This is a genomic window from Rhodococcus sp. DMF-1 (assembly GCF_021441945.1).
Classification (GTDB): domain Bacteria; phylum Actinomycetota; class Actinomycetes; order Mycobacteriales; family Mycobacteriaceae; genus Rhodococcus; species Rhodococcus ruber.
Genome location: NZ_CP090442.1, coordinates 2,115,280 through 2,137,345, shown reverse-complemented (window position 1 = coordinate 2,137,345; position 22,066 = coordinate 2,115,280). Strand labels below are relative to the sequence as shown.

Sequence of the window (22,066 nt, the reverse complement as noted above, 5' to 3'; positions counted from 1 at the left end):
AACAGAATGATCCGCTGAAAAGTTGTCTGTTGACTGATTCAATCAGCTGTGTCGATCATTGCTGAACCAGTTGATGTGACTCGAGCGACGTGCGCAGCACCTGTCGCAGCAAAGGAACAGTGCGATGACCGAAACCGTGGTCCGCGAAATCGAGCGTTCTCCCTACGATCTGGACGACCGGTACCGCTCCGGCTCGGGCACGGTGCTCCTCACCGGTGTCCAGGCGATCGCCCGCCAACTCGTCGAACAGCACGTGCGCGACATCCGCGACGGCCGCCGCGTGGCCACATTCGTCTCCGGGTATCCCGGCAGCCCGCTCGGCGGGCTCGACAAGCTGCTGCACGGCATGCCGAAGGTCCTCGCCGAGCACGACATCACCTTCGTGCCCGGATTCAACGAGGAACTCGCCGCAACCTCCGTATGGGGCAGTCAGGGCCAGCTGGGGGCGGGCACGCCCACCCACGACGGCGTGGTCGGCGTCTGGTACGGCAAGGGGCCCGGCCTGGACCGGGCCACCGACGCGCTGCGGCACGCGAACATGTACGGCGTGGACCCGAACGGCGGTGTCCTGCTGATGGTCGGCGACGACCCGGCGTCGAAGTCGTCGACCGTGCCCGCGGTGAGCGAACGGTCCCTCGCCGCCCTCGGGATCCCGGTCCTGTTTCCGCGCAACGCCGCCGAGATCGTCACGATGGGCCTGCACGGAGTCGCGCTGTCGCGCGCGTCCGGCTGCCTCGTCGCTCTCAAGGTCGTCGCAGACGTCGCCGACGGCGCGTGGTCCGTCGACGGTTCGGTTGCGGACCTGCGCATCACCGTTCCCGAGATCGAATGGGAGGGAAGGCCGTTCGTGTACCGGCAGCGCCCGATGGCGGCCCCGGGCGACAGCGTGATCGCCGAGGCGGACCTGTACGGGCCGCGCTGGGCGATGGTGCACGCGTACGGGAAGGCCAACGGCCTGGACGTCGTCGAGGTCGACCCCCCGCACGCCCGGATCGGACTCGCCGCCACCGGTACCACGTTCGACGCGCTGCGACAGGCCCTGCTCGATCTCGGGGTGACCGACGCCGACCTGCACCGCGCCGGCATCCGGCTGCTGCGCATCGGAATGCCGTACCCGATCGGTCCCGACCTGGTACGCGAATTCGCTTCCGGTCTCGACCAGCTCGTCGTCGTCGAGGACAAGACCGCGTTCGTCGAAACCCAGATCCGGGAGATCCTCTACGGCACCGACCATCCGCCGCGCATCGTCGGCAAGAAGGACGCCGACGGCCGGCCGCTGATGCCCGTCGACGGCGAGCTCACCGCCGGACGGATCCGCGGTCCGCTGCGCCGGGTGCTGCGCGGACACGTCGACCTCGGACCTGCGCCGTTGCCCCAGTTGCCGCTGGAGGTGCTGTCTGCCAAGCGCGCCCCGTACTTCTGCAGCGGCTGCCCGCACAACCGCTCCACGGCCCTGCCGGACGGCTCGATCGGCGGCGGCGGCATCGGCTGTCACGCACTCGTCACCATGTCCGGCCGCGCCGACAGCGCCGTCACCGGCCTGACCCAGATGGGTGGCGAGGGCGCGCAGTGGATCGGGCAGGCACCGTTCACCGACATCGGCCACATGTTCCAGAATCTCGGCGACGGAACGTACTTCCACTCCGGTCAGCTCGCCGTGCAGGCGTGCGTCGCGGCCGGGGTGAACATCACCTTCAAGCTGCTCTACAACGACGTCGTCGCCATGACCGGCGCGCAGGACGCCGAGGGCGCACTGACCGTTCCTGCGCTCACCCGCAAACTCGCCACCGAGGGCGTGCGCAGGATCATCGTCTGCTCCGACGACCCGAAGCGGCACCGCAAGCGCTCCCTCGCCCGCGGCGTGCAGGTCTGGCACCGCGACCGGCTCGACGAAGCACAGCGCGTGCTGCGCGAGGTCCCCGGCGTCACCGTGCTCATCTACGACCAGCACTGCGCGGCCGACGCGCGCCGGCAACGCAAGCGCGGGACCCTGCCCGCCCGCACCACCCGGGTGGTGATCAACGAGGCGGTGTGCGAGGGCTGCGGCGACTGCGGCGTCAAGAGCAACTGCCTGTCGGTGCAGCCGGTCGACACCGAGTTCGGGTCGAAGACCCGGATCGACCAGACCTCCTGCAACACCGACTACTCGTGCCTCGACGGGGACTGCCCGTCGTTCGTGACGGTCGAGGCGTCGCCCGGCCGGAAGGCTCGGCGCCGCAGCGTCCCGACGCCGCCGGCCGTGCCCGACGTCGACGTCGACACCCCGGAGGGCACCCGCAACGTCTTCCTCGCCGGCATCGGCGGCACCGGCATCGTCACCGTCAACCAGGTGCTCGCGACCGCCGCGCTGCGCGCGGGCTTCGACGTCGAGTCCCTGGACCAGATCGGCATGAGCCAGAAGGCGGGCCCGGTGGTCTCGCACCTGCGGTTCGCCGCCGACGGCCTCGCACCGGGGAACCGGGTGACCACCGGCGGTGCGTCGTGCCTGTTGGCGCTGGACCTGCTGACCGCGGCGGATGCGAAGAACCTTGCCTACGCCGACCCGCACTCGACCGTCGCGGTCGCCTCGACGAGCCGCACCCCCACCGGGGACATGGTGTACGACAGGTCGATCCGGCACCCGGACGAGCAGCAGCTGCTCGCGCGGCTGGGCGCGGTGACCCGTCGGCTGGTCTCGTTCGACGCCCTCGCCGCCGCGCAGGCGCTCTTCGGTGACACCTCCGCCGCGAACTTCCTCGTCGTCGGCGCCGCCCACCAGCTCGGCGGACTGCAGATCCCCGCCGCGGCCGTCGAGGAAGCGATCGAGATCAACGGCGTGGCGGTCGCGGCGAACATCGCGGCGTTCCGGTGGGGGCGGGTGGCGGTCGCCGACCCGGACGCGTTCGCGGCCGCGACCGAACCGGCGCGGCCCGAGCGGAGAGCCACCGTCGTACCGGAACACCTGCTGGCCGGCACCACCTTCGACGGCGAGGTGCTGCGACTCGTGCGGGTGCGCGCCGCGTCACTGATCGACTTCCAGGGTGACCGTCTCGCCGCCCGGTACATCGAGCGGGTGCAGGCGGTGTGGGAGGCCGAACGCCGCGTCACCGCGCGCACGGACTTCAGCGCGGCCGTCGCGCGCGGACTGTTCAAGTTCACCGCCTACAAGGACGAGTACGAGGTCGCGCGGATGCTCGTCGACCCCGCCTTCCTCGAAGAGGTGCAGTCCCAGGTGCCCGGCGGAGCGCAACTGACCTATCGGCTGCACCCGCCCGTGCTGCGCGCACTCGGTCGCACGAAGAAGGTCGGGTTCGGTCCGAAGTCGCACGTGGCGCTGCGGGTGCTGGCCAAGGGCCGCCGGCTGCGCGGCACCCGGCTCGATCCGTTCGGGTACGCCCACGTCCGCAGGGTCGAACGCGCCCTGCTCGCGCACTACACCGCGACGATCGACCGTCTCGCTGCCGAATTGGACATCGAGAACTACGACCGTGCGGTGCAGGTCGCGGAGCTGGCGGACGCGGTCCGCGGCTACGAGGACGTCAAGCTGCGCTCCGTCGAGCAGTACCGCACACGCCTCGCCGGCCTGGGCATCGACACCGACTTCTGATGCCCCCGTCTTCCGATGTCACCGACTTCCGACGTCACCGAATCGTCTCTGTCCGAAAGGAATCCACTCGTGACCGCCTCCCTTCTCGACCACGCGCCGGCCGGAGTCTTCGACCGTTCCCGTCGCCTGTCCGACCGCCCGCACGAGCAGGTCGTCTTCTGTCAGGACGCCGCCACCGGCCTGCGCGCGATCGTCGCGATCCACTCCACCGCGCTCGGCCCCGCCCTCGGCGGCACCCGCTTCTACCCCTACGCCGACGAGGCCACCGCGCTCGAGGACGTGCTGCGCCTGTCGTGGGGCATGACCTACAAGGCCGCGGTCGCCGGGGTGAACCTCGGCGGCGGCAAGGCCGTCATCCTCGGTGACCCGGTCACGGACAAGAGCGACGCGCTGCTCGCCGCGTACGGACGGTTCGTCGAGTCCCTCGGCGGTCGCTACGTCACGGCCGCCGACGTCGGCACCGCCGCCGGTGATCTGGACGTCGTCGGCCGGCACACCCGGCACGCGGTCGGACGCACCACCGCAGCCGGCGGATCCGGGGACAGCTCGCCGCTCACCGCGCTCGGAGTGTTCCGTGCGATGCGGGCCGGCGCCGAACATGTCTGGGGCACAGCATCTCTGGACGGACGCACCGTCGGTGTCGAGGGGCTCGGGAAGGTGGGCTACGAGCTGGTGCGGCTGCTCGTCGCCGACGGGGCCGACGTGATGGTCGCCGACGTGAACCCCGGGGCCGTGGCCCGGGTGGCCGCCGACTTCCCCGTCCGCATCGCGAGCAGCGTGGTCGACGCCCCGGTGGACGTGTACGCACCGTGTGCGCTCGGTGGGACGCTCACCACGTCGACCGGCAGCGCGCTCGGGGCGCGGCTGGTGTGCGGTGCCGCGAACAATCAGCTCGCCCGCCCCGAGGTCGAGGATCTGCTCCGCGACCGGGGCATCACCTGGGTGCCGGACTATGTCGCCAACGCCGGCGGCCTGATCCAGGTCGCCGGTGAGGTCGACGGCTCCGACTCGAGCGTCGTCCGGTCCAGGGTGGACGCAATCTTCGACCGCACCGCCGAGATCTTCGCGATGTCGCGAACCCTGGGCATCGGGCCCGGCGCGGCGGCGAACCGGCTCGCCGAGCAGCGCATCGACGCGGCCTGACGGACGCGGGCGGCGTACCGTCCCAGCCGGTCGCACGGCGAACAGGGGAGGCACCACGGTGCCTCCCCTCTCGCTCGTGCACCGGGTGCGGGCGCGACCCGGAAGCGGTTGTCCCCGAGCGCCGGTGGGCCGAACGGCGACGTCCCTCAGCGACGGTCGCTCGTCGGCACGGAGCGCCCGTGCCCGGAGTCGCGGGTGAGATGTTCGAGCAGGGGCTGCGTCCGGTACGCCACGGGCGTCGTCAGGGCCAGCGTGGTGGTGGTGTGGGCGACGCCCTCGATCGCGTGGATGCGTTCGAGTTGCAGGAGCAGGTCCTCCTGCGACTGTGCCGCCATCCGGATCAGCAAGTCCTCCCGGCCCGTCGTCGCGTGCACCTCGAGTACTTCGGGGAATCGTTCGAGCTCCGCGATGACGTGCCCCATCCGCGCCTGCACAAGTTCCGCGCCGATGAACGCCTGCAGCGGCAGGCCGAGCTTCGGCAGATCGACCACCGGGCGATATCCCGTCACGGCGCCCGACTCCTCGAGCTTCCGGATCCGCGACTGGACGGTGTTGCGGGCGACGCCGAGCTTCGCTGCCAGATCGACTATGCCGGCTCGCGGGTTGTGGGTGAGCTCGGCGAGGAGAGCCGCGTCGAGCCGATCGAAACTGAGCACGGTGACATCCTTTCAGTTGTGATGGGCGTCACATTTGAGCATCGTGCGTAGCTGTTGCCGAAGATGTTGACACGAAAAGTGACAGTGCCATGATTGCTGCACTGAATTGCTCACGCAATCCCTCTCTGCGGCACCACAATGCGTCGCCCATGAGGGCCGTGCCCCCGGTCGCCCACGAGGTCCGGCGGGCCCCCATCCCATCCCGAGGAGCACACCATGCCCGGAGTCGGCATCTGGCGCACCAAGTCCGTCGAACAGTCCATCGCGGACACCGACGAACCCGGTTCGCGGTTGCGGCGGCAGCTGACCGCCAAGGACCTGACCGTGTTCGGCGTCGCCGTGGTGATCGGCGCCGGCATCTTCACCCTCACCGCGCGCACCGCGGGCAACGTCGCGGGCCCGTCGATCTCGCTGGCCTTCGTGCTCGCCGCGATCACGTGCGGCCTCGCGGCCCTGTGCTACGCGGAGTTCGCGTCGACCGTCCCCGTCGCCGGAAGCGCCTACACCTTCTCGTACGCGACCTTCGGTGAGTTCGCCGCCTGGATCATCGGCTGGGACCTCATCCTCGAGTTCGCGCTCGCCTCCGCCGTCGTCGCCAAGGGCTGGTCGCTGTATCTCGGCGGCATGCTCGGCGGCACCGCACACACCACGATGCACCTCGGGCCGCTCGCGGTCGACTGGGGCGCGTTGCTCATCGTCGGCGCGATCACGGTCGTGCTCGCCGTCGGCACCAAGATGTCCTCGCGTGTGTCGGCCGTCGTCACCGCCGTCAAGGTCGCCGTCGTCGTGCTGGTCATCGCGGTCGGCGTCTTCTACATCGACAAGAGCAACTACTCGCCCTACATTCCGCCGGCGGAGGGCGCGCAGGGCACCGCGAGCGGCGTGCACCAGTCGCTGTTCTCGGCGCTCACCGGGGCCGACGGCAGCAGTTACGGGTGGTACGGCCTGCTCGCCGCCGCGAGCCTGGTGTTCTTCGCCTTCATCGGCTTCGACGTGGTCGCCACCACCGCGGAGGAGACGAAGAACCCGCAGAAGTCGCTGCCGCGCGGCATCTTCGCCTCGCTCGCCATCGTCACGGTCCTCTACGTCGGCGTGACGCTGGTGCTGACCGGCATGGTGAAGTACACCGACCTGCGGACGGGCAGCGCACTCGTCGGCGACGGCAGTGCCACCCTGGCCACCGCGTTCGAGGCTCACGGCATCACGTGGGCGCAGACGGCGATCAACATCGGCGGCCTCGCCGGCCTCACCACCGTCGTGATGGTGATGATGCTCGGCCAGACCCGCGTGCTGTTCGCGATGTCCCGGGACGGGCTGATGCCGCGGCGGCTGGCCACGACGGGCCGCAAGGGCACCCCGGTACGCATCACCCTGCTGGTCGGCAGCATCGTTGCCGTCCTCGCCGCGGTGTTCCCGATGGGTGTGCTCGAGGAGATGGTCAACATCGGCACCCTGTTCGCCTTCGTGCTGGTGTGCATCGGTGTGATGGTGCTCCGCCGCACCCGCCCCGACCTGCCGCGTGGGTTCCGGGTTCCGCTCGTGCCCCTGGTGCCGATTCTCGCGGTCCTCGCGTGCGGCTGGCTGATGCTCAACCTGTCCGTCGAGACGTGGCTGCGGTTCGGGGCCTGGATGGCCCTGGGCGTGGTGGTCTACGCCGTCTACGGCCGCCGCACGTCGGTGCTCGGGCAGCGACTCCGGGCCGAGGCGGCCCGGCGGGCCGAGGCCTCGCACGCCGCCCGCGAGCCCCAGCCGGTGTAGCGCGGCCCACGGACCCGGCCCCGCGGCGACCGCTGCGGGGCCGCGACCGTGCGACGGGTCGACGCCCCGGCGGCCACCCCGGGGCCCGCCCGGCCGGGCGGATCCCGTCACCTGGTCGCGGTCGTCAGCGGGGGAGGTCGCGCTGTGCGAGGATCGCGGGTCCCATCCAGCGTCGGAGGTATCGCCGCAGGTCGTCGTCGCTCCGCGGGGGATCGTCGGGGGAGACGAAGAAGGACTGCATCGTGCGCAGCACGTACTCGACGAGCTCGCGCAGGGCCACCTCGTCGTATCCGTAGCGCGCCCAATCGACGTCGAAGCGCTCGATCATCGTCATCCCGAATTCCTGCGCCTCGTCGGACGTGAGGCCGTCGGGACGGACGTTCGAATACGTGCCGGTGAGCAGGAGGCCCAGATGTGGCGTGCGCCGAACCTCGGAGAGGGTGTAGACGACGCCTTCCGTCATCGCGTCCACGGGGTCCGCGAGGCCGTCGATGTGCCGGGCGAGGCGATCGAGGAATCCGTCGACCGACGCGATCGCCGCGGCCCGCATCAGCGCATCCGCGCTGGGGAAGTAGCGGTAGACCGTCTGGCGGATGACACCCAGCGATTCCGCGACCTCGGCCAGGCTGATGACGGAACCCGTCCGGCCGATCAGATCGACTGCGGCGGAAACGATTCGGCGAGACGCTTCGTCGTCGTTCTCCGGGGGGCTGCCGCCCCAACCGCGTCGTCGTGCCACTGCTCGCTTCCTCGGATCGGGCCGCATCGGGACCGGCGGATCCCCCTCGGCGGGGTCCTGTCGACCGTCCGCTCGAACGACCGACGGTAGCACGGGGGCGGATCCTCGCCCGCGCCACCGACCGTGTAACGCGTTCTCATCATACGTAGGCTGCGTTATATGTATGATCGCTGCGCCGGGGCTTCGGAGCCGTCGCGGGGCCGCCGGACCAGCCCATTCCCGCAAGACGAGGTGCAACGCCCGTGACCGACCTGCAGATCCGAAAAATGAACTTCGCGTTCGAGGAAGACGACGTGCCGTTCCTGTGGAACGAGGAGAACCCGGCCTTCTCGAGCATGGCGAACGCGGTCTCGTTCCTGGCGATCGGCTTCGAGAAGATGATCGTGAAGATGATCCTCCAAGCCAAGCCGCTGATCACCGACCCCGACGTCGCCGCGGAGGCGGACGCGTTCATGCGTCAGGAAGGCCAGCACTCGACCGCACACCGGCAGCATGTCAAGGCCCTGATCGTGCGGTACCCCGGGCTCCGGGAAACCCTCGACGCCGTCATCGGGGAATTCGACCGGCTCACCGCACAGACGTCGCTGAACTACCGGCTCGCCTACACCGCAGATCTCGAAGCAACCTTCACGCCGGTGTTCAAGTTGATGCTCGACAACGAGGCCACCCTGTTCCGGCCCGGCGACGACCGGGTGGCGTCGCTGTTCATCTGGCACTTCGTCGAGGAGGTCGAACACCGGAGTTCGGCGCTCGTCGTCTTCGACTCCGTCGTCGGCTCCGACATCTACCGGATGCGCGTGGCCCCCTCGGTCTTCCGTCATGTGCTGCACGTCATCCGGCTGGCCTGCCAGGGCTTCAACGACCACGTTCCGTTGGAGGATCGCGGGATCGACGCGCTGTCGATGTTCGCGTCGTACCGGCGCGCCCAGCGTCTGCGCAGATGGTTGCCCCTCCTGCGCGCGCAGGACCACGGCCCGATGCCACGCGCCTTCGACGATCTGCCGCTCGCCGAGCAACTCGTCGCACTGGCGGGAGTGGTGCGCAGCCAGTTGCCGAAGCACGATCCGGCCCACGAGAAGTTGCCGGTACTCGCGGACGTGTGGTTCCGGCGCTACGAGGACGGCTACGACGTCACGCGCTGGTACACCGCCGACGCGGTCGCATCGTAGGGAGCCGCCTCGATGACCGACCTGTGCTCACCCACCTTCGCCGAACTCGCCGCGTCCCTGGGCTTCTCGTGCCAGGAGGCCGGTGGCCTCGTCGAGGTCCGCAACCCCTCGGCCCTGGAGAACTGGACCCTTCCCGTTCTCGAGGTCACCATCGTGCTCGGCGCGGTGCTCGCGCTCGTGCTCGCCGTCGTGCGCCTGCGCCGCCACGGCGACCCCACCACTCTGGTGCTCTGGTTCGGTGCCACCGCCTACCTGTTCGTCATCGAACCTCCGCTGTACTTCCCGGCTGCCTTCGGCATCGAGGAGCACGTGGACACGATGTTCGCCCACAACGTGTTCACCGTGGAATTCCTGTGGGGCCGGCTCCCGCTGTACATCGTCGCGATCTACCCGCTGATGGCCACGCTGGCGTTCGAGATCGTCAGAATGCTGGGGGTGTTCCGCCGCCACGGAGTTCTCGTCGGGGCCGTGTGCGTGGGATTCGTGCACCACGCGTTCTACGAGATCTTCGACCATCTCGGACCCCAGTTGCGCTGGTGGCACTGGGCGGTGACGAATCCGATCAACCAACCCCTGTTCGATGCGGTCCCGCTCCCGAGCGTGGTGGTGTTCGCCGCGCTCTGGCCGATGTCGCTGGCGCTGTGCGTGCAGTTCTTCGTCGGTCGCCACGTCGACCGCGGCCGACACTTCTCCGGTCTCGAGCTGGTGTGGCGCACCGTCGTGATCGGCCTGCTGGCGTCACTGGGCACGTTCGTTCTCCCGCTCCCGGCGACCGTCCTGGGCATGGGCAGTACCACGGTCCGGGCGGTGGTCTACGTGGTGGAACTGGCCGTCGTCACCGTCGTCGGGGTCGTGGTGCTCGTTCGCCGCTGGGTGTGCCTGCGACGGGGCGAGCCGGCGGTTCCCGCGTACACGAACCGATTCGTCCAGGTCTACAGCGTGGTGTATCTCGTCGTCATGGCGTTCCTGTGGGTCACCGCGCTGCCTGAGTTCTTCCGTGCCGTCGACGGCGTGACGAGCACCGGCGACCCGGTGGGCAACCTGTGGTACGCGCTGGCGTGCTTCGTCGTCGCGGCACTGTGCGTGGCCGCCACGCTGACCGTGCCGCAGGGCACGAGCGACACCACGCCCGCCCACGCGCGGGCGCCTGCCGCATAGCGGATCCGCGTACCCCGCAGGTACGAGGGGCCGCAGACACGAGTCCACCCGCCTCGCGGAACGCAAGGCGGGTGGACTCGTGACGAACGACGTGCGGAATCGACTCAGCAGTCGTAGTACAGCTGGAACTCGTACGGGTGCGGCCGCAGGTTGACCGGGGCGATCTCCTGCTCGCGCTTGAGCGAGATCCAGGTCTCGATCAGGTCGGAGGTGAACACGCCGCCCTCGGTGAGGTACTCGTGGTCGCGCTCGAGGTTGTCGATCACGGTCGCGAGGCTGGTCGGGGCCTGCGGGATGTTCCGGGCCTCCTCCGGCGGGAGCTCGTAGAGGTCCTTGTCGACCGGCGCCATCGGCTCGATCTTGTTCTTGATGCCGTCCAGACCGGCGAGCATCTGCGCCGCGAACGACAGGTACGGGTTGCCCGAGGCGTCCGGCGCGCGGAACTCGAGGCGCTTGGCCTTCGGGTTGTTGCCGGTGATCGGGATGCGGACCGCGGCGGAGCGGTTGCGCTGGCTGTAGACCAGGTTGATCGGGGCCTCGTAGCCGGGCACGAGGCGGTGGTACGAGTTGATCGTGGGGTTGGTGAACGCCAGCAGCGACGGCGCGTGGTGCAGGATGCCGCCGATGTACCAGCGCGCCAGGTCCGACAGGCCCGCGTAACCGGCCTCGTCGTGGAACAGCGGCTTGCCTTCCTTCCACAGCGACTGGTGCACGTGCATGCCCGAGCCGTTGTCGCCGAACAGCGGCTTCGGCATGAAGGTCACCGACTTGCCGTGCTTCCACGCGGTGTTCTTGACGATGTACTTGAACAGCTGCAGGTCGTCGGCCGCGCCGAGCAGGGTGTTGAACTTGTAGTTGATCTCGGCCTGACCGGCGGTACCGACCTCGTGGTGGCCGCGCTCGAGTTCGAAGCCGGCGTTCTGCAGGTTGGTGGAGATCTCGTCGCGCAGGTCCACATAGTGGTCGTACGGCGCGACGGGGAAGTAGCCGCCCTTGGGGCGGACCTTGTAGCCGAGGTTCGGCGAGCCGTCGGCGTTGGCCTCGACGCCGGTGTTCCACGCGCCGGAGACCGAGTCGATCTCGTAGAACGCGCCGTTCATCTGCGAGTCGTAGCGGATCGAGTCGAAGATGTAGAACTCGGCCTCGGCACCGAAGAACGCGGTGTCGGCGATGCCGGTGCTGGCCAGGTACTCCTCGGCCTTACGGGCGACGTTGCGCGGGTCGCGGCTGTAGGACTCGCGAGTGAACGGGTCGTGGACGAAGAAGTTGACGTTGAGCGTCTTGGCGGCGCGGAAGGGGTCGATGCGCGCGGTGGTCACGTCCGGCAGCAGCATCATGTCCGACTCGTGGATGGACTGGAAGCCGCGGACGGAGGAACCGTCGAACGCCAGGCCGTCCTCGAACACGTCCTTGGTGAACGCAGCCGCGGGGATCGAGAAGTGCTGCTGGATGCCGGGGAGGTCGCTGAACCGGACATCGACGTACTCGACGTTTTCGTCCTCGATGTACTTGATGACCTCTTCGGCCGAGGTGAACGCCACGCTTGTGCTCCTTCAGTCAATGCGCGCCATGGGGATGGGGCGTCTGCGTCGGATACAGACCGTATTGAGCTGGTGTTGCCCGACCATCAATCCCATGTTTCACCGATGTTACAGCTCGTCTTCCGGTGTCGTGAGGACTGCATTTGTGGTAGAAGTCACCGGCGGGCACGTGGGTCGGGCCGGTCCGTCCGTTGCACCCTATCCTGGACACCATGGCACGCATGACCGGCAGCTGGCTCTCCGGACCCGCTGCGGCGATCCCCAAGGGGCAGGACAAGGCCCAGGACTACCGCGGGCAGTTGCTCGGACTACCCGCGAGCGGACGCGGTGCGCTCGCCGGTACCGGCCGGCGCGCGAGCGCGCTGGCGATCGACTGGCTCACCTCCGTCGGCATCGCGACCGCGATCGTGGGGGAGCGGCCCTTCGAGAATCCCCAGCTGTCCACCTACACCCTGCTGGTGTGGTTCGTGGTCGGGGTGCTCACGGTGACGCTGTTCTCGTTCACGCCGGGCCAGTATCTGGTCGGCCTCCAGGTCGCCCGGGTCGACGCGCCGGTGCGGGTGGGGCTGATTCGCGCCCTGGCGCGGCAGCTGCTGCTCGTGTTCATCGCGCCGGCCGTCGTCACCGACGTCGACGGCCGCGGCCTGCAGGACCGGGCGACCGGCACGGCGCTCGTGCGGTCCCGCTGACGCGTCCGTCCCCGAAACGTCGAACGGGAGCCTGCACCGGGTAGGTGCAGGCTCCCGTCGTCTGGACGGACCTCAGCGCCGGCGCATGGTGCGCTGCACGCTGCGCATCTTCGCGCCGGCGGGCATCGGACCCTTCGGGAGCGCGGCGCCGGACTTCTTCGTGCTCAGGGCGGCCAGCCGGCCCTCGATCGCGTCCATCCGCTTGGTGTCGATGTTGCGCGGCAGTTTCGACAGGTGCTTCTGCAGCTGTGACAGCGGGACCTGACCCTCGTCGTTGCCGACCACGATGTCGTAGATCGGCGTGTCGCCCACGAGGCGCGCGACCCGCTTCTTCTCCTGTGCGAGAAGGGCTTTCACGCGCTGCGGTGCTCCCTCGGCCACCAGGATCACGCCCGGGCGGCCGATGACGCGGTGCACGGCGTCGAGTTGCGTGGTGCCGGCCACCGCATGCGTGACGCGCCAGGAGCCCTGCAGGTTGTCCAGCGCCCACGCCGCCGCACCGGCCTGGCCCTCGGCCTTGCCGTACACCGTCTTCTGCACCCGGCGACCGAAGATGACGAACGCGAGCAGCACCCCCACGAGCAGGCCGACCGGCAGGAGGAACCACTCGATACCGAAGATCAGCCCGATCAGGAAGAACACCAGGGTGGAGACGACGATCGCACCGATCATCCACGGCAGCAGCAGCTTGTCTTCCCTGCGCTGCAGCTGGAACGCCTGCCAGAGCTGGGTTCGCCGCTCCTTCGACGCCTGCTTGCGCGCGGCCTTCGCTGCGGCCTTCGCTTCCTTGTCGGGTTTGCTGCCTCTCGCCATAGCACCCAGGATACTTTCCCCGCGGTGTCCTTCTCGCCACCGCGGGTCCGGTGCGGCTACGAGGTCAGACGCGCCAGCACGGAGCTGGCTTCCTGGGCCGCCGTGCCCCCCTCGGCCAGGTGCGCCTGTGCGGCGGGCAGCTCGCGGCCGTGGTGTGCCATCGCCTGCGCGTACAGGCGCCCCGCGCGGTACGACGACCGGACCAGCGGCCCGGCCATCACGCCGGCGAATCCGATCTCCTCGGCGGTCTTCGAGTGCGCCACGAACTCCTCGGGCTTGACCCAGCGCTCGACGGGATGGTGCCGCGGCGACGGGCGCAGGTACTGGGTGATGGTGACGATGTCGCAGCCGGCGGCGTGCAGGTCGTGCAGCGCCTCGGTGACCTCCTCCGGCGTCTCGCCCATGCCGAGGATCAGATTGGACTTGGTCACCAGCCCGAACTCGCGGGCCGCGGTGATCACGTCCAGCGACCGCTGGTAGCGGAACGCCGGGCGGATGCGCTTGAAGATCCGGGGCACGGTCTCGACATTGTGCGCGAGCACCTCGGGACGTGATTCGAAGACCTCGGTGAGCAGCTCCGGCTTGCCGTTGAAGTCGGGGATGAGATTCTCGACGCCGGTGCCCGGGTTGAGCTCGTGGATCTGCCGCACGGTCTCGGCGTAGAGCCACGCACCGCCGTCGGGCAGGTCGTCGCGGGCGACACCGGTGATCGTGGAGTACCGCAGGCCCATGGCCTGCACGGACTCGGCGACCCGGCGCGGCTCGTCGCGGTCGAGCTCGGCGGGCTTACCGGTGTCGATCTGACAGAAATCGCATCGACGGGTGCACTGCTCGCCACCGATGAGGAACGTCGCCTCCCGATCCTCCCAGCATTCGTAGATGTTGGGACAACCGGCCTCCTCGCAGACCGTGTGCAGGCCTTCGCGCCGCACCAGTCCCTTCAGCTCGGAGTACTCCGGGCCCATCTTCGCCCGGGTCCTGATCCAGTTCGGCTTACGTTCGATCGGCGTCTGTGCGTTTCGGGTCTCGATCCGCAGCAGCTTGCGTCCTTCTGGGGCCACAGTCACGGACCCGATCCTACGCCCGACGGTACGGACCGGGCTCACCCCGGGGCGGGCCCCCGGAGGCGCCGCTCAGCCGTACCGCACCGTGGTGAACTCCGGGCGCGGGGTCTGCGGCGGCTCGGCACCGACAGCCTGTTCGAACGTCACCCGTTCGATGTCGTGGTCCGTCACCGGCAGGCGGCCGTCGAGCGCGTCGATCACCGCCGCCGTCACCGCCGGCATCACCTCGGCGACGGTGACGTCCCGGCCGAGCTCACCGGTGAGCGAGGTGACGCCCGCGTCGCGGATGCCGCACGGCACGATCGAGTCGAACGCGTCCAGGGTGGCGTCGCAGTTGAGGGAGAACCCGTGCATCGTCACCCCGCGCTGCACCCGCACCCCGATCGCGGCGACCTTGCGCTCGGGCAGCCAGTGCCCGTCGCGCAGCTCGGCCGGCAGCCACACCCCCGAGCGGCCCTCCACGCGGCCGCACGTGAGCCCGAGGTCGGTACAGACCTCGATCAGTGCCTGCTCGAGACGTCGCACGTAGCCGACGACGTCGATGGGTTCACCGAGCCGGATGATCGGGTAGCCCACCAGCTGTCCGGGTCCGTGCCAGGTGATCTTGCCGCCGCGGTCGACGTCGATCACCGGCGTGCCGTCCGTGGGGCGGTCCTCCGGGTCGGTGCGCTTGCCGGCGGTGTACACGGGCGGATGTTCGAGCAGCAGCAGGGTGTCGACACCGCGGCCCTCGGCCCGGTCGGCGGCGATCTCCCGTTGCCGCTCCCACGCTTCCAGATAACCGATCAGCCCCAGATGCGCCACCGCGACGGGTTCGGAATCGAAACGGGCGGAGGAAGATGCGCTGCTCATAGTCCCCGACCCTACGCCGTCGGGGAGCCGTCGCGAAGAGGTGGCTTCAGGTTCCGAGCGCGTGTGCCAGGGCGGCTCCGATCGTCGGATACCGGAACTCGAAGCCCGCCGACTCGAGCACCGCCGGCAACGCGCGCTGCCCGGTGAGCACCAGGGCGTGCGCCATCTCCCCGACGACCGCGCCGACCACGAATCCGGGCGTCGTCCACGGCGCCGGGCGGTGCACCGAATGCGCCAGCGCCTCCGTGAACCGGGCGTTGGTCACGGGAGCGGGGCCGGTGACGTCGACCGGACCGGCGATATCGCCGCGGCCGAGGACGAAGCCCAGCGCCGCCACCACGTCCTCGAGCGCCACCCACGACATGTACTGCCGGCCGTCACCGAGCCGGGAACCGAGGCCGAGCCGGAAGAGCGGATGGAGGCGGCGCAGGATGCCGCCGTGCGGGCTGAGAACGATCCCGACGCGGAGGACGATCGTGCGCACCCCGGCGACGCGTGCGGGCGCGGTGGCGGCCTCCCAGTCGCGGCACAGGTCCGCGACGAACCCCCGCCCGGCGGGGCTGCGTTCGTCCACCACGTCCTCGCCGGTGTTCCCGTAGACGCCGACGGCGCCCGCATTGACCAGCGTCGGAACCCCGGCGGAGGCGGCGGCGGTGGCGAGGACGTCGGTCGGGACGATCCGGCTGTCGCGCAGTTCCTGCTTGACCGCGCCGGACCAGCGACGCTCGTCCATTCTCGAGCCGCACAGATTCACCACGGCGTCGACGCGGTCGAGCGCCGCGGGATCGACCCGGCCCGTCGGCGGGTCCCAGAACCATTCGTCCGGCGCTGCCGGCGGACGGCGGACGAGGCGACGCACCTCGTGCTCGTGCGCCCGCAACCATGCCACCGAGGCCGTTCCGATCAGCCCCGACGAGCCCGCCACGAGGATGCGCATGCCGGTGATTGTCCCGCATTCGCAGAGGCCGGGACGCGGAAGCGGGGGCCTCGTCGGTGTGACGATGCCCCCGCTTCCCGGTCCGGTGAGTGCCGGGCTACACCCGGTGGATCACAAGCCCAGATCGGCGTCGAACGCCGCTTCCTCGAGACGGTGCTTGATCGTGGTGAGGAACCGGCCCGCGTCCGCACCGTCGATCAGCCGGTGGTCGTAGGTCAGCGGCAGGTAGCACATCGACCGGACACCGATCGACTCGTTGCCCACCTCGTCGGTGACGACCACCGGTCGCTTGACGATTGCGCCGGTGCCCAGCATCGCCGCCTGCGGCGGCACCAGGATCGGCGTGTCGAACAGGGCGCCCTGGCTGCCGATGTTCGTGATCGTGAAGGTGCCGCCGGCCAGCTCGTCCGGCTTCAGGCCACCGCTGCGCGCCCGCTTGGCGATGTCCGCGATCGCGCGGGCCAGGCCGGCCAGCGACAGGTCGCCGGCGTTGTGGATCACCGGGGAGAGCAGACCCTGCTCGGTGTCCACGGCGATGCCGAGGTGCTCGGCGGCGTGGTAGGTGATCTCCTTCTTGTCCTCGTCGTAGGAGGCGTTGATGTTCGGATGCGCCTTGAGGGCCTCGACGACGGCCTTTGCGAAGAAGGGCAGGAAGGTGAGGTTGACGCCCTCACGTTCGGCGAAGGTCGCCTTCGCCTGCGACCGCAGATGCGCGATCTTGGTGACATCGACCTCGAAGGTCTGGGTGAGCTGTGCGGTGGTCTGCAGGGACTCGCGCGTCTTGATCGCGGTGATCTGGCGGATCCGGTTGACCTTCTGCGTGGTGCCGCGCAGGTGGGCGAGCTCGGGCCGGACGCCGGCGGTCGTGGCCGGAGCGGCGGCCGGAGCCTTGGCGGCGGGAGCCTTCGGGGCCTCGGCAGCGGGGGCCTTCGCGGCCTCGGCGGCGGCGAGCACGTCCTGCTTGCGGATGCGTCCGCCGACTCCGGTGCCGGACACCTTCGACAGGTCGACGTCGTGCTCGGCGGCGAGCTTGCGGACGAGGGGCGTGACATACGGCGTGGCGCCACCCGGGGTCTCCGCGGCAGCGGGCGCCGGGGCGGGCGCCGGAGCGGCCTGCTTCGCGGGCTCCGGGGCGGGCTGCTTCGCGGGCTCGGGGGCCGCCTGCTTCGCCGGCTCGGGCTCGGGCTCGGGCTTCGGTTCCGGCTTCGGTTCCGGCTTCGGTTCGGGCTTCGACGGCGCCGCGGCCGGGGTTCCCGACCCGATCACCGCGAGCTGTCCGCCGACCTCGACGGTCTCGTCCTCGTCGGCGTTGATCTCGAGGAGCACACCGGCCACGGGGGACGGGATCTCCGTGTCGACCTTGTCCGTGGACACCTCGAGCAGGGGCTCGTCTACCGCGACCTCGTCTCCGACAGACTTCAGCCACCGGGTGACGGTGCCTTCGGTCACGGACTCACCGAGCGCCGGCATGGTGACCGGGGTGCCTTCGGCGGAGCCGGTGTCGGAACCGGACGAAGCCGGCGCCGGCTCGGGCTCGGGCTCGGGCTCGGGTTCGGGCTCCGGGGTGGACTGCTCCTCGGGCGCCGCCTCCTCCGACGGGGCGGCAGTGGGAGCGGTCGACGATCCTCCGTCGTCGGCGGAGTCACCGATCACCGCCAGCTCACCGCCGATCTCGATCGTCTCGTCCTCCTGGGCGACGATCTTCACCAGCACACCGGCCGCGGGCGAGGGGATCTCGGTGTCGACCTTGTCCGTGGAAACTTCGAGCAGCGGCTCGTCGACTTCGACCGTGTCTCCTTCCTGCTTGAGCCATCGCGTGACAGTTCCCTCGGTGACGCTCTCACCAAGCGCTGGCATCTGGACGGAGAAGGCCATGTCTGTTGACTCCTCGACGGTTGTATTCGGGTGTGTTGAGTTGTGCCGACCGATGGTCGCGGACCATTGTGTGGTCGCTGACCATTGTGCTCGAGGCCACGGTCTCGTGCGGTGTCTTGCGGTGTTCGGTTGAGACCACACCCGATGCCGGGTATGACCTCGACCATCCTTGCACTGATCCCTCGGCGGCGTTCGACGAGGGTTGGGTCGCGTGCGCCCGCGCGTCCCCGCAACCCGGCAGGGACGCGCGGGACGGATCACCCGTTGTTCGCGATGTCCTCGATGACGGCGATGAGGGTGCGCACCGGGACGCCGGTGCCGCCCTTGCCGACATAGCCGAACGGGCTCCCGGTGTTGAAGGCCGGCCCGGCGATGTCGATGTGGGCCCACTGCACACCCTCGGCGACGAACTCCTTCAGGTACAGGCCGGCGGCGAGCATCCCGCCCCAGCGATGCGGCGTGACGTTGGCCAGGTCGGCGACCCGGGACTTCAGGTCCGCGCGCAGTTCGGCCGGCAGCGGCATCGCCCACCCGTTCTCCCCCACCTCCTGCGAGAGCCGGGCGACGCGGTCCCGGAACTCGTCGGTGCCCATGACGCCGGGCGTCCGCGTCCCCAGCGCGACCATCTGCGCGCCGGTGAGCGTCGCGGTGTCGATCAGGTAGTCGGGCTCGTCCTCGCAGGCGCGGACGATGGCGTCGGCCAGGATGAGACGGCCCTCGGCGTCCGTGTTGATCACCTCGACGGTGGTGCCGCCGTACTGGGTCAGCACGTCGCCGGGTCGCTGTGCCGTCGCGGACGGCATGTTCTCGGCCATCGGTACCGTCGCGGTCACGTCCGCCGCCACGCCGAGCTTCGCGGCGAGCACGACCGTCGCGACCACCGCCGCCGCACCCCCCATGTCGGACGTCATGTTCTCCATCCCGGCGGCCGGCTTGATGGAGATGCCGCCGGTGTCGAACGTGATGCCCTTGCCGACGAGCGCGACCTTCGGAGCCTTCCGCTTCTTCGCCGAGTAGCTCAGGCGCACGAGCCGCGGCGGACGCGACGATCCCTTGCCGACCCCGACGATGCCGCCGTAACCCTGCTGCTCGAGCGCCTTCTCGTCCAGCACCTCGACCTTCAACCCGGCGGCGGTGCCGAGCGCCTTCGCGCGCTCGGCGAACTCGGCCGGGAACAGGTGACTCGGCGGGGTGTCGACGAACCGGCGGGCGGTGGCGACCGCCTCGGCGACGGCGACCGACCGGGCCAGCTCCGCCTTGGCCTCTCGGGCGCGGGGCGACGAGACGAGCAGTTCGATCCGGGCCGGCGGCTGCGCGTCGCCGGCGTTCGACTTGGTGGTGCGGAACTCGGTGAACGTGTAGGCGCCGAGCGCGAAGCCCTCTGCGGTTGCGCCGAGATCCACGGCGGACAGGGCCGTCGCGACCACGGGGACGCCGGCGAGGGCGCGCGCCGCAGCGCCGGCGGAGCGGCGCACCTGCTCGGCGTCGAGCTTGTCGGCGGCGCCGAGCCCGACGGCGAGGACGCTGGTGACCGGCAGGGCGGCGGGCGCGGGGATCCGGGTGACCTCCTCGGCTCTGCCCTCGGCGCCGACGGACTGCAGGGCGTCGAGCAGTCCGCCGAGGACGTCCTCGTCCACCAGGCCGTCGCCGAGCAGGGCCTCGGGGCCGCCGTCGCCGGCGGTCAGCCCGACGACGAGGACGTCCGCGCGCTTGGACACGCTTCCGGCGAGAACGAGTTCGGGAAGGGTGGGCGAAAGGGCACTCACAGGCGTCTCCTAGGGGGGAAGGGGGTCGTGGCACCGATGCTAGTGATCTCGGGGGGTGGGATAGCGTGGGGCACATGAGCGACCAGCCACTGCTGCAGGGCCCGATCCACGCCGTCCACACCGAACTCGGAGCGACCTTCGCGGCCTTCGGTGGCTGGCAGATGCCCGTTTCGTACGCCGGTACCGTGGCCGAGCACACCGCCGTGCGCGAGAACGTCGGCCTGTTCGACGTCAGTCATCTGGGCAAGGCTCTCGTCGCCGGACCGGGCGCGGCGAACTATGTCGACGCCACCCTCACCAACGACCTGCGCAAGATCGGGCCGGGCAAGGCGCAGTACACCCTCTGCTGCACCGAGTCCGGCGGTGTCACCGACGACCTGATCGTCTACTACGTCTCCGACGAGGAACTGTTCCTCGTGCCGAACGCCGCGAACACCGCAGCGGTCGTCGAGGTCCTCGCCGCGCATGCCCCCGAAGGCGTGACGGTGACGAACCAGCACCGGGACTACGGTGTGTTCGCCGTGCAGGGACCGAACTCCGAGGCCGTCCTGCAGGGGCTGGGGCTGCCCACCGACCTGGGCTACATGAGCTTCGTGGACGCCCGGTGGAACGATCTGCCGGTACGGGTGTGCCGCACCGGATACACCGGTGAGCGCGGCTTCGAACTGGTGCCGCGGTGGGCCGACGCCGAGTCGCTGTTCCGTGCCCTGGCCGACGCCGTGCGTGCGGCCGGCGGTCAGGCCGCCGGCCTCGGGGCTCGCGACACTCTGCGGACCGAGATGGGATACCCGTTGCACGGGCACGAACTGTCGGAGGCCATCTCGCCCCTGCAGGCTCGCTGCGGGTGGGCCGTGGGCTGGAGCAAGCCGGCCTTCCGCGGCCGCGCGGCGCTCGTCGCGGAGAAGGAGTCCGGTCCGGCGCGGCGACTGTGGGGCGTGCGGGCGCTCGACCGCGGGGTGCTGCGACCCGGCCTGAAGGTGTTGCGCGACGGAACTCCGGTGGGGGAGACGACGTCCGGCACGTTCTCCCCGACGTTGAAGGTCGGGATCGCGCTGGCGCTTCTCGAGACGGCGGGGGATCCGGCCGCCGGTGACGAGGTCACGGTCGACGTCCGTGGACGCGCCCTGCGCGCCCAGCTCGTCGCGCCTCCGTTCGTGCCCGACCACACCAAGTAGGACCGTGCGGGCGGTTCGATAGGATCAACGGTCATGACCGGTGTCCTCGAATTCGCCCATGTTCCGCACCCCTCGCCCGCTTCCGCGGAACGGCGCGGAGAAGTATTGGCGGATCCCGGTTTCGGCCGGTACTTCACCGATCACATGGTCACGATCGACTACACCGAGGGCCGCGGCTGGCACGACGCCACCGTCCAGCCGTACGGACCGATGCAGCTCGATCCGGCCGCGATGGTGCTGCACTACGGTCAGGCGATCTTCGAAGGTCTGAAGGTCTACCGTCAGCCCGACGGCAGCATCGCGGCCTTCCGCGTCTACTCCAACGCCGAGCGGATGCGCCGGTCCTCGCGGCGCCTGGCGATGGCCGAGCTGCCGGACGAATTGTTCGTCCGGTCCATCGCGGAGCTGGTCGACGCCGACCACGAATGGGTGCCGGCCGCCGGGGGTGAGGAGTCGCTGTATCTGCGGCCGTTCATGTTCTCCACCGAGGCGGGTCTCGGCGTGCGGCCCGCGAACCAGTACCGGTACGTGCTGATCGCCTCCCCGGCCGGCGCGTACTTCCCCCGCGGCGTCAAGCCGGTGAGCGTGTGGATCTCGCAGGAGTACGTGCGGGCCGCCCCGGGCGGCACCGGCGACGCCAAGTTCTCCGGCAACTACGCGGCGTCGCTGCTGGCGCAGGCGCAGGCCGTCGAGCAGGGGTGCGACCAGGTGGTGTGGCTCGACGCCGTCGAGCGCCGCTACATCGAGGAGATGGGCGGCATGAACCTGTGCTTCATCTTCGGTTCGGGCGCCGACGCGAAGCTGGTGACGCCGGAGCTGTCCGGCTCGTTGCTGCCCGGCATCACCCGGGACTCGCTGCTCACGCTGGCCAGGGAGGTCGGCCTCGAGGTGGAGGAGCGCAAGATCTCGGTTCAGGAGTGGGAGTCCGAGGTTGCCGACGGGCGGATCACCGAGGTCTTCGCGTGCGGGACCGCGGCGGTGATCACCCCGGTCGGCACCGTCAAGAGCCGTGACGGCGAGTTCACCGTCGGCGACGGCGAGCCCGGCAAGGTCACCATGGCGTTGCGTGACACCCTCACCGGGATCCAGCGCGGCACCTTCGCCGACACCCACGGCTGGCTGACGACGCTGCGCTGAGGCCGGCG

The 22,066-nt window shown here is 70.0% G+C and carries 17 protein-coding genes; 8 read left to right on the top strand and 9 right to left on the bottom strand.

Annotation, left to right across the window (positions count from 1 at the left end; genetic code table 11):
* The first annotated feature begins 124 nt into the window (after nucleotides 1–124).
* Nucleotides 125–3,586, top strand: coding sequence for an indolepyruvate ferredoxin oxidoreductase family protein (locus tag LZP97_RS09760; protein ID WP_048770946.1), 3,462 nt, complete (start codon nucleotides 125–127; stop codon nucleotides 3,584–3,586).
* Nucleotides 3,587–3,655: 69 nt separating this feature from the next.
* Complete coding sequence (locus LZP97_RS09755; protein ID WP_048770948.1) at nucleotides 3,656–4,729, top strand: Leu/Phe/Val dehydrogenase; 1,074 nt, start codon at nucleotides 3,656–3,658, stop codon at nucleotides 4,727–4,729.
* Between the two features lie 146 nt (nucleotides 4,730–4,875).
* Here LZP97_RS09755 and LZP97_RS09750 read toward each other — a convergent pair whose 3' ends face one another.
* On the bottom strand, nucleotides 4,876–5,385 hold the full coding sequence (locus LZP97_RS09750; protein ID WP_010594318.1) for an Lrp/AsnC family transcriptional regulator: 510 nt from the start codon (nucleotides 5,383–5,385) through the stop codon (nucleotides 4,876–4,878).
* Between the two features lie 216 nt (nucleotides 5,386–5,601).
* On the opposite strand from LZP97_RS09750, the gene LZP97_RS09745 reads away from it, so the two are divergent.
* On the top strand, nucleotides 5,602–7,143 hold the full coding sequence (locus tag LZP97_RS09745; protein ID WP_010594319.1) for an amino acid permease: 1,542 nt from the start codon (nucleotides 5,602–5,604) through the stop codon (nucleotides 7,141–7,143).
* Between the two features lie 124 nt (nucleotides 7,144–7,267).
* On the opposite strand, the gene LZP97_RS09740 is transcribed toward LZP97_RS09745, so the two are convergent.
* Entirely contained in the window at nucleotides 7,268–7,882 is a 615-nt protein-coding gene (locus LZP97_RS09740) for a TetR/AcrR family transcriptional regulator (RefSeq protein ID WP_010594320.1), read from the bottom strand.
* A 242-nt stretch (nucleotides 7,883–8,124) separates the two neighbouring features.
* Between LZP97_RS09740 and LZP97_RS09735 the strand changes: the two genes are divergently transcribed.
* A complete protein-coding gene (locus tag LZP97_RS09735; protein WP_048770951.1) occupies nucleotides 8,125–9,051 on the top strand; it encodes a metal-dependent hydrolase in 927 nt (308 codons plus the stop codon).
* A gap of 12 nt (nucleotides 9,052–9,063) precedes the next feature.
* On the top strand, nucleotides 9,064–10,209 hold the full coding sequence (locus LZP97_RS09730; protein WP_048770953.1) for a hypothetical protein: 1,146 nt from the start codon (nucleotides 9,064–9,066) through the stop codon (nucleotides 10,207–10,209).
* A 104-nt stretch (nucleotides 10,210–10,313) separates the two neighbouring features.
* Here LZP97_RS09730 and glnA read toward each other — a convergent pair whose 3' ends face one another.
* Nucleotides 10,314–11,750 carry a type I glutamate--ammonia ligase gene (gene glnA, locus LZP97_RS09725; RefSeq protein WP_010594323.1) on the bottom strand — a complete coding sequence of 479 codons (1,437 nt, stop codon included), beginning with the start codon at nucleotides 11,748–11,750 and terminating at the stop codon, nucleotides 10,314–10,316.
* A 212-nt stretch (nucleotides 11,751–11,962) separates the two neighbouring features.
* On the opposite strand from glnA, the gene LZP97_RS09720 reads away from it, so the two are divergent.
* Nucleotides 11,963–12,439, top strand: a complete 477-nt coding sequence (locus LZP97_RS09720) for an RDD family protein (protein WP_026137663.1) — start codon at nucleotides 11,963–11,965, stop codon at nucleotides 12,437–12,439.
* A 72-nt stretch (nucleotides 12,440–12,511) separates the two neighbouring features.
* Here the strand turns inward: LZP97_RS09720 and LZP97_RS09715 are convergent, their stop codons facing one another.
* The 6 genes from LZP97_RS09715 to LZP97_RS09690 all read right to left on the bottom strand — a co-directional run bounded on the left by LZP97_RS09715 (nucleotide 12,512) and on the right by LZP97_RS09690 (nucleotide 19,746).
* A complete protein-coding gene (locus tag LZP97_RS09715) occupies nucleotides 12,512–13,252 on the bottom strand; it encodes a DUF4191 domain-containing protein (RefSeq protein ID WP_048770955.1) in 741 nt (246 codons plus the stop codon).
* A 56-nt stretch (nucleotides 13,253–13,308) separates the two neighbouring features.
* Complete coding sequence (gene lipA, locus LZP97_RS09710) at nucleotides 13,309–14,319, bottom strand: lipoyl synthase (RefSeq protein ID WP_026137664.1); 1,011 nt, start codon at nucleotides 14,317–14,319, stop codon at nucleotides 13,309–13,311.
* Between the two features lie 66 nt (nucleotides 14,320–14,385).
* The gene (gene lipB / locus LZP97_RS09705) at nucleotides 14,386–15,168 is read right to left on the bottom strand and encodes a lipoyl(octanoyl) transferase LipB (protein WP_017680361.1); all 783 of its coding nucleotides are present in this window, start codon (nucleotides 15,166–15,168) and stop codon (nucleotides 14,386–14,388) included.
* Between the two features lie 46 nt (nucleotides 15,169–15,214).
* Nucleotides 15,215–16,105, bottom strand: a complete 891-nt coding sequence (locus tag LZP97_RS09700) for a TIGR01777 family oxidoreductase (RefSeq protein WP_010594328.1) — start codon at nucleotides 16,103–16,105, stop codon at nucleotides 15,215–15,217.
* Nucleotides 16,106–16,216: 111 nt separating this feature from the next.
* Nucleotides 16,217–17,980: a 2-oxoglutarate dehydrogenase, E2 component, dihydrolipoamide succinyltransferase gene (gene sucB, locus LZP97_RS09695; protein ID WP_017680363.1), complete on the bottom strand. Its 1,764-nt coding sequence runs from the start codon at nucleotides 17,978–17,980 to the stop codon at nucleotides 16,217–16,219.
* Between the two features lie 257 nt (nucleotides 17,981–18,237).
* Complete coding sequence (locus LZP97_RS09690) at nucleotides 18,238–19,746, bottom strand: leucyl aminopeptidase (RefSeq protein WP_048770958.1); 1,509 nt, start codon at nucleotides 19,744–19,746, stop codon at nucleotides 18,238–18,240.
* Between the two features lie 74 nt (nucleotides 19,747–19,820).
* Here LZP97_RS09690 and gcvT point away from each other — a divergent pair, with 74 nt between their 5' ends.
* Both gcvT and LZP97_RS09680 read left to right on the top strand, forming a co-directional pair.
* Complete coding sequence (gene gcvT / locus LZP97_RS09685; RefSeq protein ID WP_048771135.1) at nucleotides 19,821–20,921, top strand: glycine cleavage system aminomethyltransferase GcvT; 1,101 nt, start codon at nucleotides 19,821–19,823, stop codon at nucleotides 20,919–20,921.
* Nucleotides 20,922–20,954: 33 nt separating this feature from the next.
* Nucleotides 20,955–22,058, top strand: a complete 1,104-nt coding sequence (locus tag LZP97_RS09680; RefSeq protein WP_048770959.1) for a branched-chain amino acid aminotransferase — start codon at nucleotides 20,955–20,957, stop codon at nucleotides 22,056–22,058.
* Nucleotides 22,059–22,066 lie beyond the last annotated feature (8 nt).